General features: G+C 32.5%; 11 protein-coding genes. 1 reads left to right on the top strand and 10 read right to left on the bottom strand.

Annotated elements, in window-relative coordinates:
• Window positions 1-44 precede the first annotated feature (44 nt).
• The 6 genes from J7574_RS22625 to J7574_RS22600 all read right to left on the bottom strand — a co-directional run bounded on the left by J7574_RS22625 (window position 45) and on the right by J7574_RS22600 (window position 10,402).
• Window positions 45-1,316 carry a DUF2851 family protein gene (locus J7574_RS22625; RefSeq protein WP_290974377.1) on the bottom strand — a complete coding sequence of 424 codons (1,272 nt, stop codon included), beginning with the start codon at window positions 1,314-1,316 and terminating at the stop codon, window positions 45-47.
• Between the two features lie 74 nt (window positions 1,317-1,390).
• The gene (locus J7574_RS22620) at window positions 1,391-1,873 is read right to left on the bottom strand and encodes a 3'-5' exonuclease (protein WP_290974374.1); all 483 of its coding nucleotides are present in this window, start codon (window positions 1,871-1,873) and stop codon (window positions 1,391-1,393) included.
• Between the two features lie 78 nt (window positions 1,874-1,951).
• Window positions 1,952-3,313, bottom strand: a complete 1,362-nt coding sequence (locus J7574_RS22615; RefSeq protein WP_290974371.1) for a pyridoxal-phosphate dependent enzyme — start codon at window positions 3,311-3,313, stop codon at window positions 1,952-1,954.
• A gap of 47 nt (window positions 3,314-3,360) precedes the next feature.
• A complete protein-coding gene (locus tag J7574_RS22610) occupies window positions 3,361-5,256 on the bottom strand; it encodes a putative porin (protein WP_290974368.1) in 1,896 nt (631 codons plus the stop codon).
• A gap of 340 nt (window positions 5,257-5,596) precedes the next feature.
• A complete protein-coding gene (locus tag J7574_RS22605; protein ID WP_290974365.1) occupies window positions 5,597-7,111 on the bottom strand; it encodes a SusD/RagB family nutrient-binding outer membrane lipoprotein in 1,515 nt (504 codons plus the stop codon).
• Between the two features lie 3 nt (window positions 7,112-7,114).
• Window positions 7,115-10,402 (bottom strand): SusC/RagA family TonB-linked outer membrane protein, encoded by a 3,288-nt coding sequence (locus J7574_RS22600; protein ID WP_290974362.1) that lies wholly within the window; start codon window positions 10,400-10,402, stop codon window positions 7,115-7,117.
• A gap of 663 nt (window positions 10,403-11,065) precedes the next feature.
• Here J7574_RS22600 and J7574_RS22595 point away from each other — a divergent pair.
• On the top strand, window positions 11,066-11,731 hold the full coding sequence (locus J7574_RS22595; RefSeq protein WP_290974359.1) for a ribonuclease HII: 666 nt from the start codon (window positions 11,066-11,068) through the stop codon (window positions 11,729-11,731).
• 30 nt (window positions 11,732-11,761) lie between these two features.
• On the opposite strand, the gene J7574_RS22590 is transcribed toward J7574_RS22595, so the two are convergent.
• The 4 genes from J7574_RS22590 to J7574_RS22575 all read right to left on the bottom strand — a co-directional run bounded on the left by J7574_RS22590 (window position 11,762) and on the right by J7574_RS22575 (window position 15,127).
• A complete protein-coding gene (locus J7574_RS22590; RefSeq protein WP_290974356.1) occupies window positions 11,762-12,613 on the bottom strand; it encodes a nuclear transport factor 2 family protein in 852 nt (283 codons plus the stop codon).
• Window positions 12,614-12,857: 244 nt separating this feature from the next.
• Window positions 12,858-13,556 carry a lipoyl(octanoyl) transferase LipB gene (lipB, locus tag J7574_RS22585; RefSeq protein ID WP_290974353.1) on the bottom strand — a complete coding sequence of 233 codons (699 nt, stop codon included), beginning with the start codon at window positions 13,554-13,556 and terminating at the stop codon, window positions 12,858-12,860.
• 5 nt (window positions 13,557-13,561) lie between these two features.
• Window positions 13,562-14,305 (bottom strand): hypothetical protein, encoded by a 744-nt coding sequence (locus tag J7574_RS22580; protein WP_290974350.1) that lies wholly within the window; start codon window positions 14,303-14,305, stop codon window positions 13,562-13,564.
• 96 nt (window positions 14,306-14,401) lie between these two features.
• Window positions 14,402-15,127: a hypothetical protein gene (locus J7574_RS22575; protein WP_290974347.1), complete on the bottom strand. Its 726-nt coding sequence runs from the start codon at window positions 15,125-15,127 to the stop codon at window positions 14,402-14,404.
• Window positions 15,128-15,139 lie beyond the last annotated feature (12 nt).

Raw genomic sequence — 15,139 nt, 5'->3', positions numbered from 1 at the left:
ATTTTAGATACCTGATTGCTCAGAATTACAAAAGTACAAATTATCTAATTATTTTTAAGCAATTCTATTCCTATTGCGCATTTTAGGCAAGCTTTACGTTCGCAATATTCATTTTTAAGTTCTAATAATGTCTGACTTTCAAATGCAGATTTTGCCTTAATTCCAAACGAATTAAACTTGTCTACAATGACGTTTTTTTCTGAAGCGACCTCATTCATAAAATCAATTAAATTTTCGGCCATTGATTCGCCCATAATGTTTGAATATGCAAATTGAAGCGGGATGATTGTATTTATAATTAATAGATCTACAAACGATTTAGAGAGCATTTTAGATTTCTTCGGACTCTCTTTGTCAAACTGATAATGATTCTGCCAATACAGACTTGCGGAGACATTCAGTAAACGATAAACAGCATCAGCAGATTTTAACGTAATTATTTTGGAAAATAAATTTTGGTGCTTATGGTATAACGCAGCTAATTGTGAAAGCCTAATTGTTGGAAAATTATCTGGTCGGAGTTTAAAAAACTGAAGAGGTTCTGTATAGGCTTTTTCTATTTGGTATTTGTGCAATAAATAAAAATAGCGAAACTTGAGGTCTTTATAATAGACATCTTCCTTTTCTGCTTCTAATAAGTTTGAAGTTCCAAAAAGCAAAGCTTCTAAATTTTCGACTTCAAAACTTTCTTTTCTGATTATGGAAAAAGGAATTGCCTTTGAGATTTGAAGGAAGGAATTTCCATTAGTATTTAAACCAAAATTCTTCGCTAGAAGACAAAATAAGACCGCTTCCCAATCTTGGTTGGTTTCTTCTAATAATTGATAAATAAACTTTGATTTTCGTTCTAATCGTTCAAAAAACAATCTTTCTTGCCAGTTTTTAAAAACAAAACCATCTACATCTTTTAATTGTCTTTCGCAAGAAATCCATGTTTTTGGAGAAAGTAAGGCATTATAATTTTCGATTATTTCTTTTTGGACATAATCTTTAAGCACTAAAACAGGAATTTCAGTATTATTTTCTCTAAAAATTGCCGTATCGTTTTCCCAAACGACATGTAGTATAACATTTTTGTAGGCTGGGTCATTCTCATGATTGTGCAAATACCAATCTGAAGATTTTAAATGAATCTCCACATTTCCAGCCCACTTTTGGTTTCCGATTTCTATATGAGCATTAAAAAAGTCAGGGCCTGCAAGTTCCAGATAATCCCCTGTTTTAAGAATCGTAATTAATTCGCCTTGAGCAGATTTCAAATTCAAGGAATCAAATTTCTTGAATTTCCATAGATAATGCAGAAAATCTTCTTTCATTTTAGATTTTATAGTGTAATTAAAAAATCTAAAAGTAATTAATTTTTAATATTATTCTTACAAATTTAAAATATTTAACTAAGCATGTATAATTTTGCACAAGCTCTAGCATCTGATAACGCCTCGTGGTGATTCAGCTGAATGTTCATTTCGCGACAGCAGTCACTCAATTTTGTTGGTTTAATACCTTTTGCTTTATAAATTTTAACTGTGCATTCCCATTTTGTAGCAATATTTAGATCATCATAATTTAAGCCATGAAGCAGCATTGTTTTCATCAAAACATTACGGTCAAAACTTTCGTTATGTGCTACTACAACTCTATTTTTTAACCTCTTTTCAATCTCTGGAAAGATTTGAAAGAAAGATTTTGCATTGACCGTATCTTTGGGGTAAATTCCATGGACACGAATCGTAAAAGGATTATATTCGTTGTTTGGCGGTTTAATTAAAGTCACATATTCGTCAACGATAATACCGTTTTCGACTGTTACAATACCCACCGAACACGGATGATATCCTGTCGCAGTTTCAAAATCAATAGCTGTAAAATTCATTTTATATTTTTAAAAGACAAATCCATAAACCCAATTGTTTTAAAATTAGATTTATGGATTTTTACTATTTATAAAGGCTTATTTTATTGCACCAATAATGTCATATTTGGTAATAATGTGATGATGTCCATTTCCTAAATCGACCAAAACAGCATCATTTTCTTTGGTGAAAAGTTTTGAAACTTCTTCAATTGGCGTTCCTAATTTTACAATTGGGAAAGGTTTGCCCATTACCTCTTTAATTGGTTTTTCAGCAACATTCTTATCGGCAACGTAACTTCTAAACAAATCTGTTTCGTCTACAGAACCAACAAATCCGTTGATGTCTACAACTGGAATTTGCGAGATCTTATACTTACGCATACGCTCAATAGCATGAGAAACCAATTCTTCTGTACGTACAACGATCAATTCTTTGTCAATGTGATCTTTAATAACGTCTTCTGCTTTTGTTATGTTTTCTTCTAAGAATCCACGCTCGCGCATCCAATCGTCATTGAACATTTTCCCAACATAACGGCTCCCAGAATCATGAAATAATACCACAACAACATCATCTGGTTTAAAATGCTCTTTCAACTGCAACAGACCTTTTATACAAGCTCCTGCAGAGTTTCCAACAAAAATACCTTCTTCAAGTGCAATCTTTCTAGTGTAGACAGCGGCATCTTTATCGGTTACTTTTGTAAAACCATCAATTAGAGAGAAGTCAACATTCTTTGGTAGAATATCTTCTCCAATACCTTCTGTTATATACGAGTAGATTTCGTTTTCATCGAAGATTCCTGTTTCGTGGTATTTTTTGAAAACCGAACCATACGTATCGATTCCCCAGATTTTAATATTTGGATTTTGTTCTTTCAAGTATTTTCCAACTCCAGAAATAGTTCCTCCAGTTCCAACTCCCACTACAAAATGTGTAATTTTCCCATCTGTCTGTTTCCAGATTTCTGGTCCTGTTTGCTCATAATGCGCCAACGAATTTGACATATTATCGTACTGATTTACATACCAAGAATTTGGTGTTTCTTCTGCCAAACGCTTTGAAACCGAGTAATAAGAACGTGGATCTGTAGGCTCAACATCTGTAGGGCAAACCACAACTTTTGCACCAACAGCACGAAGAATATCCATTTTTTCTTTAGACTGTTTGTCTGAGATCACACAAATTAATTTGTAGCCTTTTACGATTGCCACAAGAGCAAGTCCCATTCCTGTATTTCCAGAAGTTCCTTCGATAATTGTACCTCCTGGTTTTAGTCGGCCATCTGCCTCTGCATCTTCAATCATTTTCACAGCCATTCTGTCTTTTACAGAATTTCCAGGATTAAAGGTTTCGACTTTTGCCAATACTAACGCATCAATTTCAGCAACAATTTTGTTGAGTTTTACCAATGGTGTATTACCAATTGTTTCTAAAATATTATTTGAAAAGTCCATTTTATTTAAGTTTTATTAAGTGGTTCTAAATAAAAAACAAGTCTGTTTTATTGGAAGAAATTCCAAACCAGACCAAAACGCAATACAAAATCTCGATACGGATTATGAGGTGCAGCGTAATAGTTACTTTGCGAAAATAGAGCATTAAAATGCTCTGCTTTTAAATAAAAGCGAGTTTGGCGTATTCTAGCATTTACAAATAAATCGAATGTTGCAAAACCACCCGTTTTTTTCTCCTGTTGTACAAAAAACTCTGCGATAACAGGGTTATAATCATCTCCGTAATATTTCGTCATATAATTAAACACAATCCCTGTTTGCATGAATAATGCTTTTTTGAAGAAATGGTTTGAATAATAGAACGTATTTCTAGTAACAAAATCAGGTACATTTAAAATTAAGTCCGACTGATCTACTTTCTGATACAAAAGCGTATTATCTAATGCAAAAGGTCCAAATTTAAACTCTCTGCTTGCTTTTATTTCTAAATAATTAATCACATTTCCGTATTGCATTGGTTTTACAATCTGCTCACTAGCTGCTTTTTGAACATCTGTGGCCATATCTGTAAAATACAGATGATCTTTCAATACCGTATACTGAACTTGCCCTGTAAGCCAAGGAGTTGTAATCTCTGCACTTAATGAATTTATTTTTTCGTTTTTGAAATTATTTGACCAATTGTACGAAATCCAACTGCTTTGATACAAGTTATAATTATTGTTTGGCAGTTTGTTGATGTTTCGATATCTAAAATCAAATTTGATTTTTTCGCTCATATCATATCGAAGCTTGGCATCTAAATCTGAAAGCGATTGATTAGTAATTGATCTTGAATATAAAAATCTACCATTCCATTTGTTTTTCTGATATTCATATTGAGCACCAAAATTATTAAACTGCAAATATAAATTATCTGGAACCGCACTTCCATCAGCATTAACAATAATTCTGTTGTATTTATAATTGGATCTATAATCGTCTATAAAAAATATAAACTTACCTAAAAGAGAATTCTCATAAGCTGCTCCTACCTTATTATATAATCTTTCATATTTAGTCTGATCGTTAATGTTACTTGCTGCATACGATTCTCCAAATCGCTGTATACGAGTAGTTGAACCATCATTGGCAGTAATAGTCGAAATTACAGTCGGCTGTTTATATTCATAATCTTTGTATTCGTAATTAAACTGGTGCGTTATATATAGATTATTGCTTCCGTCATTTGGGTTTACTCTAAAAGCATGATCAAAAAACAATCGTCTGCCTTTTAAAAATGATTCTGCGTCTGTCAAATAAACCTGTAGTCTTTGTCGATTTTTATAATCTTTATTATCGCTTTCAAAATCAGCATCGTTTGTTATACCGCCATTTTCCTCATTTAAAATATCCTGATTTGTAAAGTGCACATTTAATGCATATCGTTTATCGGTTGTCGCATAACTAGTAGTAATTCTTAAATTACCAGCACTAACCAATTGATTGTTATAATCTCCCTCAGATCTTAGTCCTTTATACGCAATAGAGAAATTAAGATTTTTAGAAGCATTTAATGTTATAAAAGAATCTACATTCTGTCCTTTCTTTATAGTAGTATTAAAAAACAGCTCCGTAAAAGGGGTTGCAACAGAATAATATCTAATTTGATCGGCCTGCATATAAAGAGAATGTTTCCCGCTAAAACCAATTTCAGGATACGGAGAAAAACTAGTCAAGCTATATTGAAGTGTATTTAAAGGCTGTCCGATATTAGAAAATTCCTGACGCCCAAAAAGATCCTTTCTAAGATGATTTTGTTTGTATGCACTTTTAATCGTTAGCGATGTATCGGCATAAATAGTATCATGCTCTAAGGTCACAATTTTATACTGATCTATTGTAGCTATTTTTTGTTTTTTCTTTTTAACGGTATCCGTAATACTAGAATATTCCGTATTCATATCTAAATTACTTTTAGGGGCAGTTTTTTTTTCTTGCGAAAACAATAAAGTTGGAACAACTAATAGATATAGAAAAATGAATATTCTCATTTGATGGCTTTGTATAAATTTATTTTGACAAAATTTGCGAAGCAAAGGTAAGATAAAAACGTATAAACGAAAAAAACATACTATATAATATGAAACTAGAATGGTTTCAGCCTTTTGCAAACGAAAACCCCGTATACAAAAGTATACGGGGCTCTCAAAAAAAATCAAAATATTTATTATTCTTATTCCCTAACCGGGTATAATTCAATTTGACTTATTAACTTAATTGATATAGATTATATTCTAAAAATTAGAATTTATCCCAGAACAATTTAGTATTTAATAAATCTCCACCAATATCAGCAGAAGCTTTAGTATAATTTGCCTTATTAATAGTTGCTTCTACACCTGGATAAGTATATCTAACTGGCACATTAAAAATAAGTTTGTTTATAGCTGCTTGAGGTGCTTTTAATACAGGGAAATCTAATCTTCTGTAAGAAGTCCATGCTTCAAATCCTCTATTATAAAGAGCAAACCATGCTTGAGTACCGATTTTTTCTTTATATGTTGCTCCACTTAACGGATTGTTATAATCTACTTTTGGACTTGCAATATAAGCTGCAATAGCAGTAGCATCAGTTACTCCCCAGTCTGCCATAGATGCCTTAATACCAGCATCGTAATATGCTTTGGCCTGAGTAGAACCACCTGGAATTAAATTTTTCTCAGCCGCTTCTGCTAATAAGAAATTCAATTCAGCGAAATCAAAGATTGTTCCTGGGAAAACTGGATTGTTTAATGTCGACGTTATTTGTGAATACGATGTATAAACGTTTCCTGCACCATACGTTCCACCAACAAATGTTCTTCCTACAGGAATAACTGGAGCTGGAGAAGTTAAGTTAGTGAAATATTTAGGCATCCTTGGGTCACCACCTGGAACAATAGCGTCCATAGCAGAAACAAAAGGCTCAGCAGGAATAAAATCAAATCTCTGGCTTGTTACTAAATCAGCATACAATGGATTTTGATTTCCTGATGTAGTTAAATAAGTCAATTTTGTATTATCAGCATTACTAGCCAAAGCACCAGAAGCAAGCGCTGCCTGAACTTGAGTAGTTGCATAAGCTGGATCAATGTCAGACATATTAACAGCCATTCTAATTATTAATGAATTAGCAAATTTTGCCCATTTTACAGTACTTGCTGCGTTACCTGAATAGATAATATCTGCAGCACCAAAGTTAGCAGCTGTGCTATTTGCTTTTAAAACTGCAACATCTGCGCTTAATCTTTTAATAAGATCTTGGTAGATTGTTTTTGCGTCATCATAAGCTGGTAAAGGATATTTGTTAATATCAATTGCTTGCGAGTAAGGAACGTTTCCAAAAGTATCTACTAATACACTATAAGCATACGCTTCTAAAATATCTATAAGCGCTAATTTGTTTTGCTTAACTGCCTCATCTGCAGGAGTTGCAGTAGTTGTTGCCGAAATCATAACTCTCGAGTCATGAAAATCAGCTAGAACATCTCTATACAATACCAAAAAGTGTGTATCAGGAATTTTTCTGTTTGTAATGTTGTACTGGCTTTCGTCAGGATAAGTGGTCTCTGTCCATTGTTGTGCAAATAATCTAAAAACATTATTATTCACACTAGTACTAACCATTTGATCGACTAATTTTTTCTCAGCATTTGTAAACAAATATTCTGATCTGGTAGTTGTTGGTCTTTTAGGATCAACATTCATATCTGTAATGTCTTGGCTGCACGAAACCATCATACCTACCACCGACATTAATAAAAGTACTTTTTTCATGATTTAAAATTTTAATGTTAGGTTACAACCAATGTTTCTTGTTGTCGGAAGTGAACCTCCTGAATAACCTGATGATAAGTTACCTGAACTTAGACCACTTTCTGGATCTGCATCTGGAAGATTTTTACTGATGATCCATAAGTTAGAACCTACTAAAGAAAGACGTAAATCATTCAAACCTGCTTTAGTTATAAATTGTTTAGGGAAGCTATAAGTAATGCTTAACTCTCTTAATTTAACATAACTTGCATCGTAAACAAATGCTTTTTGTGGATTATTATTGTAACCGTAGATACTTCCAGCTACTTCAGGACTTGGTGTTCTTGTAGTATTAGGAGTTCCATCTTCATTTACTCCAGGCAAAATAACACCTCCACCATTAGCAAGTGTATTTCTTACAGGATTTCCTAGCTCGTTGTTTCCTGCTGTAGAAGTATACAAACCAGAGCTTTGTCCATAATATTGATCAAGAGAGAAAATATCTCCTCCTTTTTGAACATCAATTAAGAAACCTAAAGACACTTGTTTGTAAGTAAATTTGTTACGGATACCACCGATCCAATCTGGAGTAACGTTACCAATTACATTATTAGTAGTTGCAGTTTGTAAATACACTCCATTTTTAGTTACTTTTTGTCCGTTTGCATTGTAGATATAATCTTTTCCAAGGATATCTCCATAAGCATGTCCTTTTGTACCAACAATACTAACTCCTCCTTGGAACGTACCAATTGTTAAAACATCAACACCTGGAGCTAAAGCCACAACTGTATTCTCATTTTTAGACCAGTTTAGGTTAATATCCCACTGAAAATCTTTTGCTTTTACAGGAGTTAAGTTTAATACTACCTCAATACCTTTATTTTCAACCGATCCAGCATTTACGTATCTAGCAGAGTTACCAGTTGCAGTAGAATAATCTACTGGGAAAATTTGATCTTCACTTAAACTTTTATAAACACTTACGTCGAAACCTACTCTTCTGTTAAAGAATTGCATCTCTAAACCAAGTTCTTTAGATGTAGTTTTTACAGGATGTAAATCTGGATTATTAGCCGTGTTAGGTCTTGAATAAAGTTGGTTTGAACCAAATGGGTTAAATTTAGTAAATACATCTTGTAATGCATAAAGATCAACACTTCCTTGTGGATTCTCAGCATAACTTGCTCTTAATTTACCGAAAGTTAACCATGGTGCATTAATATGTTTTGTAAAAACATAACTTCCAGAAACCGAGTATGTATTAACATCGTTATTGTTTTTTGGTAACATAGAGAATGCATCATTACGTACCGTTCCTTCTAGATAAAGAAAATCTCTGAATCCTAATGAAGCAGACGCATAAACACTGTTTACTGCTGAATTATCTTCAGTCTCAACTGGGAATGGAGAAGGATTCACTGAATTTGACAATGCATAGATTCCTGGAATAATAAGTCCTCCATCTGTAGAAGCTAATGTAGAGGTACGTCTTGTTCTTAAAGCATTATAACCAACTAAACCTGTAACTGTGAAATCTTCAGTAATTTTTTTATTGAAGTTTAATGTTACCTGATAGTTTTGCTCAGAAAACATACCTGTATATTTTTGATATCCTGAACCAACAGCTAAACGGTTAATTCCAAATGTTGAAGCTAAAGATCCTACCGCTTTTCTCTCTTCACGTAATTCTGAATAAGAATCCGTACTTATTTTCCCTGTCGCGTTTAACCAATCTGTAAGTTTATAATCTAACTGACCATAACCGATGAAACGATTTCTTTCGTCTGTTTGGTAATTTTTATATCTTGTAAAATATGGGTTATCCCAATATTTAGGATTTGTATTTCCATTAGCAGGATCTGCCATATTCCATGAAATATTTTGTCCTCCTGAATTGTTAAAAACTTCTTTTTGAGATTGAATATCAACGTTTGTTCCCCACCATTGACGGAATAGACCTGCAACGTTGTCACCACCGTAACCAGTAGTATTTCTACCTGTAGTACTTTGTGCTAAATAATTTGCAAAAATACTTACAGATAATTTATCTGTCATTTTGTGATTGAATTTAATACTTGCATTATTTTTCTTCAATTCACTATTTGGCAAAATACCAGTCTCTTTATAGTTGTTGTAATTAACAACAAAGCTGTTTTTATCTGTAGCACCTTCAAAAGAGATTGAGTTATTGAATGTCTGAGCTGTTTGAAAAAATGTAATCGGACCATTTTTAGCAGCTAACCATGGAGATTTTTGTCCGTATTTTGAAGAATATGGAGAATAAGATTCCCAAGTATAAACAGAAAGATTTGGATCAAATGCAACACCATAAGAAGCATCATCTGTAGTACTTACTACTTGATTACCATTTTTATCTATAACAAAAAATGCACCTGTTGGCCCAACCGGAGTACCTTTTGGATTACCATTGGCATCATAAGTTGGTCCATAACCTTGTCCGTATTTGTCTTGATAAACAGGAAAAGTCTTTTTATCAACTGAACCAACTCCAAACTCACTAGATATAGTAATTCCCATACCTTTTTGAGCTTTTCCTTTTTTAGTAGTAATCATAATTACACCATTACCAGCTTGGAAACCGTATAAAGCAGATGCAGCTGCACCTTTCAATATATTTAATGATTCGATATCATCAGGATTAATATCCATACCAGCATTACCGTAATCATAGGTATTACGAGCCCCAGCTGTTTGTGATCCACTGCTAGAATTTATATTCGAGTTATTAATAGGCATACCATCAATAACAATAAGCATTTGGTTATTTCCAGTAAGGTTTTTAACACCTCTTGAAACTACGTTTGTAGATCCTCCAAAGTTTGTATTTTTTCTAACATATACCCCTGCAGATTTACCAGCAAGATCATTAATGAAATTTGCGCTTGAAGTTCCACCAACTAAATCTTCTCCTTTTATTTCCTGAGTTGTATATCCAAGAGCTTTTTTCTCTCTCTTAATACCTAAGGCTGTAACAACAACACTTTCTAACTCTGTAGTATTGCTAATTAATTTTACATTTAACGATGTAGAACTAGCTGCAACTTCTTGTGTTTTCATTCCGATGTAAGTAAAAATCAAGACTTCGCTTGACGTTGCTTTGATAGAGAATTTTCCATCGAAATCTGTTTGCGTTCCGTTTTTAGTTCCTTTAACTAATACACCAACACCTGGTAAAGGCATTCCTGCATTATCGGAAACAATTCCTGAAACAGCTCTTTCTTGCGCAAAAGTAAGTTGCGCTACAAGTACTAAGAATAGTACTAAGAATCCATTAAACTTTAGTTTCATTTTATAAATTTTGAATTAGTAAGTCGCAAACATCATAATATTTTCTTAAAACAACAACCCAGTTTTTATATAACGCTTTACTGTTTTTTAATATTTCTTTAACATGTGTTCGTTTTGAAATACACAATCATCTGATTAATAATACAATACAATATATTATTCGTAAAATACTGCGATTTTATCACTAAAAATATTAACATATATTTAACATTTAAAACAGGAATAACCTCAAAAAAACAGGGCAAAAACATTAAAAAAACAACAGTAATATCCTATAAAAGACTGAAGAAAATAAAACATTTTGAATTGAGAATGTTTTATTCCTGCATTTTTTTCACTCATATTCACTTATTTTAACATAAAAAATTGTAAATCAATTCTTCTATGTTTTATAAATATCCGATTTTTATCCTTTTTCTTGAATTTCTTTAAAAATTCTCAATTAAACATTTTTCAAAAAAAATCATAAAACTCAAATATTTTCTCTTGTTTTTAAAAAATATTACTGATTTAATCTCATTTTTGAATAACTCATAAATTTCTATCAATTTTGGCTCTTGATATGATTGTGCAAAAACACAAAATATCCTACTGTTCCAATTTGTACGTATTAATGATTTTTAGAAAAAAAGTACCATCTTTGCTTTTTTTAAACCCTAAAAAATGCTCGAAAAAAATTTCTCAGGATTTGTTTTAGAAACAGGAACCGATGAGGCGGGAAGAGGATGCCTTGCGGGGCCAGTTACTGCCGCTGCTATAATTTTACCCGAACATTTTGAAAATAAAATTCTAAATGACAGTAAACAGCTATCTGAAAAAACAAGAACGCTTTTAAGGCCAGTTCTTGAAAAAGAAGCTGTTTGTTTTGCCGTGACGCATTTGTTTCCAGACGAAATTGATGAAATAAACATTTTAAATGCTTCGATGAAAGGAATGCAGGAATGTATTTTGAAGCTAAAACATATTCCGGAATATATTATTGTTGACGGAAATCGTTCTTTGAATGCAAAACTCGGACTAAAAAATACTTTTGGAAAACAGTTTTCTCAAGAAGAAATTACACTTTTAAAATCGATTCCAAATCAAAGCATTATAAAAGGTGATGGGAAATACTTAAGCATTGCAGCTGCATCTGTTTTAGCAAAGACGTATCGTGATGAATATATGGACAAAATTCATGAAGAGTTCCCAATGTATAACTGGAAACAAAATAAAGGATATCCAACCAAGGAGCATCGTGAAGCCATTAAAGAATTTGGAACTACAAAATATCACAGGATGAGTTTTAGGCTCTTGCCAGAACAATTAGAACTCGATTTCTTTCAATAAAAAAACGACCAATAATTTAGGTCGTTTCTTTTATTTTTTACTTTTTAAAAATTCTGCAAATGTTTTGGTGTCGGAATAAAAAGATCTGACAGCTGTAATTTTACCGTCTTTCAAATCTAAATGTTCCGAAATGGGAACTGACATTGTTTTCCCTGATTTTTTAGATTTGCAGTTTAAAGTAAAATAAATGATCACTTCATTTTTAGAAGCATCGCTAAAATATACTGGTTCCTTTTCTATTTGAAAATCAAAAAACTCAGTCGATTTTGCAAACATTTTAGTCCATTCGCTTAAACCAACATAAGCTCCGCCATAAGGTAAACCTGCAGCTTGATTGTAAACTGCTCCATCAGCTACTACAGTAGCCAAAGCATCAAAATCTTTTGTTTTAAAAAGGCTTTCGTAATATTTTACAGCTAATTTTAGATTATCAGCTTCCAAGTTCTTCAAGATATCAGCTTCAGACAAGGTTGCTCCTTTATCCCAAAAACTAATAATTTTACTCACCTGTCCTTTTCCATTTAAACGTGCAAATTCGCGCCCTGCAATAATAAGATTGTTTTTAGAATCAAGAGCTTTCCATTCCCAGGTTACATAATTGTCTTTTACGATTTTTGCCCCTGATATTAAAACCGCATCTGGATTTTTCTTGTAAAATTCGTTGATCACATTATTAAATGCCACAATTCCTTTTATAGAAGCAGAAGGATCTTCAAAAGTGCTGTCTTCTAACCAAATCGATTTAATCATCTTTAATCTGGTATCGCTATTTTTCTCCTGCCACACTTTTTCATAAACTGCAACGGGATATAATTTATCTTTCTTTTGCGCAAAAAGACCATTAAGCACAAAAAGGAAACAGAATAAGTAGATTTTTCTCATAAGCAATCAGAAATGAATAAGATTTAAATTTAATACTAAGTACTCAAATTTAGCACAAATACCTAAGAAAACTACATATCTTCTATAATTTGTGTTTCCTTCAAAATCTTAACTTTTGCGAAATAGTTTTTCGATTTTTCGAATATATTTTTAGTAAAAAAACGCTTTCTGTCTAAAAAAATGAGGTCAAATAAAAAACCGTTTCAAATGTATATTTGAAACGGTTTACTTTTTTAGATATGTTTTAAACAAATTCAGCTTCGAAGAGCGCTGTAAAATGTTTTATGATTTTAGCTTTTACTTCTTCTTCGTCCACTTTTTCTACACCAAGTTCTACATTTAATGAAGTAACGCCCTTCCCACGAATTCCACATGGAATGATATTATCAAAATATCCTAAATCGACATTGACGTTTAAAGCAAAACCATGCATGGTAACCCAACGTGAAGCGCGAACGCCCATTGCACAAATTTTACGTGCAAACGGAGTTCCTACTCCAAGCCAGACTCCAGTTTCTCCGTCGCTTCTTCCCGATTCTAATCCGTATTCGGCTAATGTTAGAATAATTGATTCTTCTAGCAAACGCAAGTATTTATGAATATCGGTAAAGAAATTTTCTAAGTCAAGAATCGGATAACCTACAATCTGTCCTGGTCCATGATAAGTGATATCGCCTCCACGATTAATTTTGTAAAAAGTCGCCCCTTTGGCTTCGAGCTGTTTTTCGTTTAATAATAAGTTTTCTAGATCACCGCTTTTCCCTAAAGTATAAACATGAGGATGCTCAACAAACAATAAGTAATTTGGCGTTGGCAGATCTAGTTCTTCTCTTCTATTCTTGATTTTTAAATCGACTATATCTTTAAAGATTTCTTCTTGATATTCCCAAGTCGATTTATAGTCTTTTTTGCCCAGATCCTGAAGTTGGATTTTTTTGTTCATTTTAATTATTTTTCAAACTCAACATCAAAGTTAAGTTTGTCGGGATTCTCCATATAATCCGTAAAAGAGTATTGAATTATAATTGATTTTCGATCGTCGCTAAACAAAGCACTTGGATTAGAAACTTTCTTGATCTTTTTTGGGAAGTGATATTTTACAATATAGCTCGACGAAGCAAACATCATTTTTGACATATCTGCAGTGGTGTCTTTTGCTTTTGCAGCTTTTTTTTGCATATCGACAACCGCTTTTCTTGTAAATTTCTTTCCGTCATAAGTATAACTTAGCTTACTGCCATTATCTCCAAAACCACTTCCCATAGGGTTTGAACCTCCTTCTAATTTTTGAAGCGTGCCTAATGTTTGTAAAATATCCTGAAGCTCGTTTACGTTTTTAAAATCAGTTCCCATGTTCATTAAAAACTGTTTTTTCTCAGAGCTCAATTTTGTTGATACCACAAAATTTTCCAATTTTTTAAGTTCTTTTTGTGTCTCTGGTGACAACTTAGCAATACTGTCTTTTTTTTCTTCAAATACTTGTTTGAACGTAAAAGTAGTATCTATATCTTTTTTATTTTCTCCCATTTGCCCCGCAATCTGATCACCTGCCATCTCCATTATAGGAGAACCATCCATATCTACAGAGAATTTTCCACTTCCGTTATCGTTAATAGTAATGTTTTCAGTAAAAGTACAACTTGTTAAAGTCGCTATTAAAAAAGAAAAACTAAGTAATTGGTATAATTTCATCGTTGTACAATTTTTTATCAAATATACGAACTTTTTTAAGGCACTAAAGTTTGAGATTCTAAGTTGCTAAGTTTATTTTAAAACCAACAAACCTTTTTACTGTAATACAACTTCAAGATTGGTGCTTTCAGGATTTTGAACAAAATCGGAAAGTTGAAATTCTAACGTTACTGTTTTTTTGTCTGAACTGATAACTGCTCTTGAATTTGAGACCGAGTGAATATTTTTTGGAAAATGATATTTTAAAACATAAGATTGTGTCAATTTTGAAGCTCCATATTTGGCTTTGAAGTTTTCTGATTCTCCTTTTGCTTTTTCGAATTCGGCTATGTTTATAATCGAAACAGAACGTTTGAATACTTTCCCATCAAAATCATATCCGATTCTGAAATAATGGTTTTCTGCCGTTAAAGCATAATTATGCTCAATATCCGAAACATAATCTTCCGTTTTAAATAAATCTGGAATTTCTGAAACTTTATTAAAATGAAGAGTAAAAACGGTTCTAAATTCTTTCTCAAAAGAACTCCTTTTGATGTTCACTTTTACGTCGGCATATTTTTGAAACAACTGTTGCTCTTCTGGCTTGTACTTGACGAAGTTCTCACTATATTTGCTGATGTAATCTTTAAAAATATAAGTGATGTCTTTAAAAACGTTTTCTTTAGAATACGCTTCTCCAGCCAATTGCATATAACTGTTTTCTTCTCTAAGCTGCTCCATTTCTAATGTACCGCCTCCATCTGAATTAATTGTAAGGTTTTCTGTAATTTGACAGCTTCCAAAAGAAATTAGCAGTAGAAAAAAAGATATGTACTTCATTTTTTAAAGATT

Origin of the sequence: Flavobacterium sp., assembly GCF_017744675.1 — a bacterium.
Lineage (GTDB): Bacteria > Bacteroidota > Bacteroidia > Flavobacteriales > Flavobacteriaceae > Flavobacterium.
This window is presented reverse-complemented; position numbering and strand designations above follow the sequence as displayed.

What these genes read in the sequence shown, in the direction of transcription:
- J7574_RS22625 (WP_290974377.1), bottom strand. Translation starts at nt 1,316, where the DNA reads ATGAAAGAAGATTTTCTGCATTATCTATGGAAATTCAAGAAATTTGAT.
- J7574_RS22620 (WP_290974374.1), bottom strand. Translation starts at nt 1,873, where the DNA reads ATGAATTTTACAGCTATTGATTTTGAAACTGCGACAGGATATCATCCG.
- J7574_RS22575 (WP_290974347.1), bottom strand. Translation starts at nt 15,127, where the DNA reads ATGAAGTACATATCTTTTTTTCTACTGCTAATTTCTTTTGGAAGCTGT.
- J7574_RS22605 (WP_290974365.1), bottom strand. Translation starts at nt 7,111, where the DNA reads ATGAAAAAAGTACTTTTATTAATGTCGGTGGTAGGTATGATGGTTTCG.
- J7574_RS22600 (WP_290974362.1), bottom strand. Translation starts at nt 10,402, where the DNA reads ATGAAACTAAAGTTTAATGGATTCTTAGTACTATTCTTAGTACTTGTA.
- J7574_RS22595 (WP_290974359.1), top strand. Translation starts at nt 11,066, where the DNA reads ATGCTCGAAAAAAATTTCTCAGGATTTGTTTTAGAAACAGGAACCGAT.
- J7574_RS22590 (WP_290974356.1), bottom strand. Translation starts at nt 12,613, where the DNA reads ATGAGAAAAATCTACTTATTCTGTTTCCTTTTTGTGCTTAATGGTCTT.
- J7574_RS22610 (WP_290974368.1), bottom strand. Translation starts at nt 5,256, where the DNA reads ATGAATACGGAATATTCTAGTATTACGGATACCGTTAAAAAGAAAAAA.
- lipB (WP_290974353.1), bottom strand. Translation starts at nt 13,556, where the DNA reads ATGAACAAAAAAATCCAACTTCAGGATCTGGGCAAAAAAGACTATAAA.
- J7574_RS22615 (WP_290974371.1), bottom strand. Translation starts at nt 3,313, where the DNA reads ATGGACTTTTCAAATAATATTTTAGAAACAATTGGTAATACACCATTG.
- J7574_RS22580 (WP_290974350.1), bottom strand. Translation starts at nt 14,305, where the DNA reads ATGAAATTATACCAATTACTTAGTTTTTCTTTTTTAATAGCGACTTTA.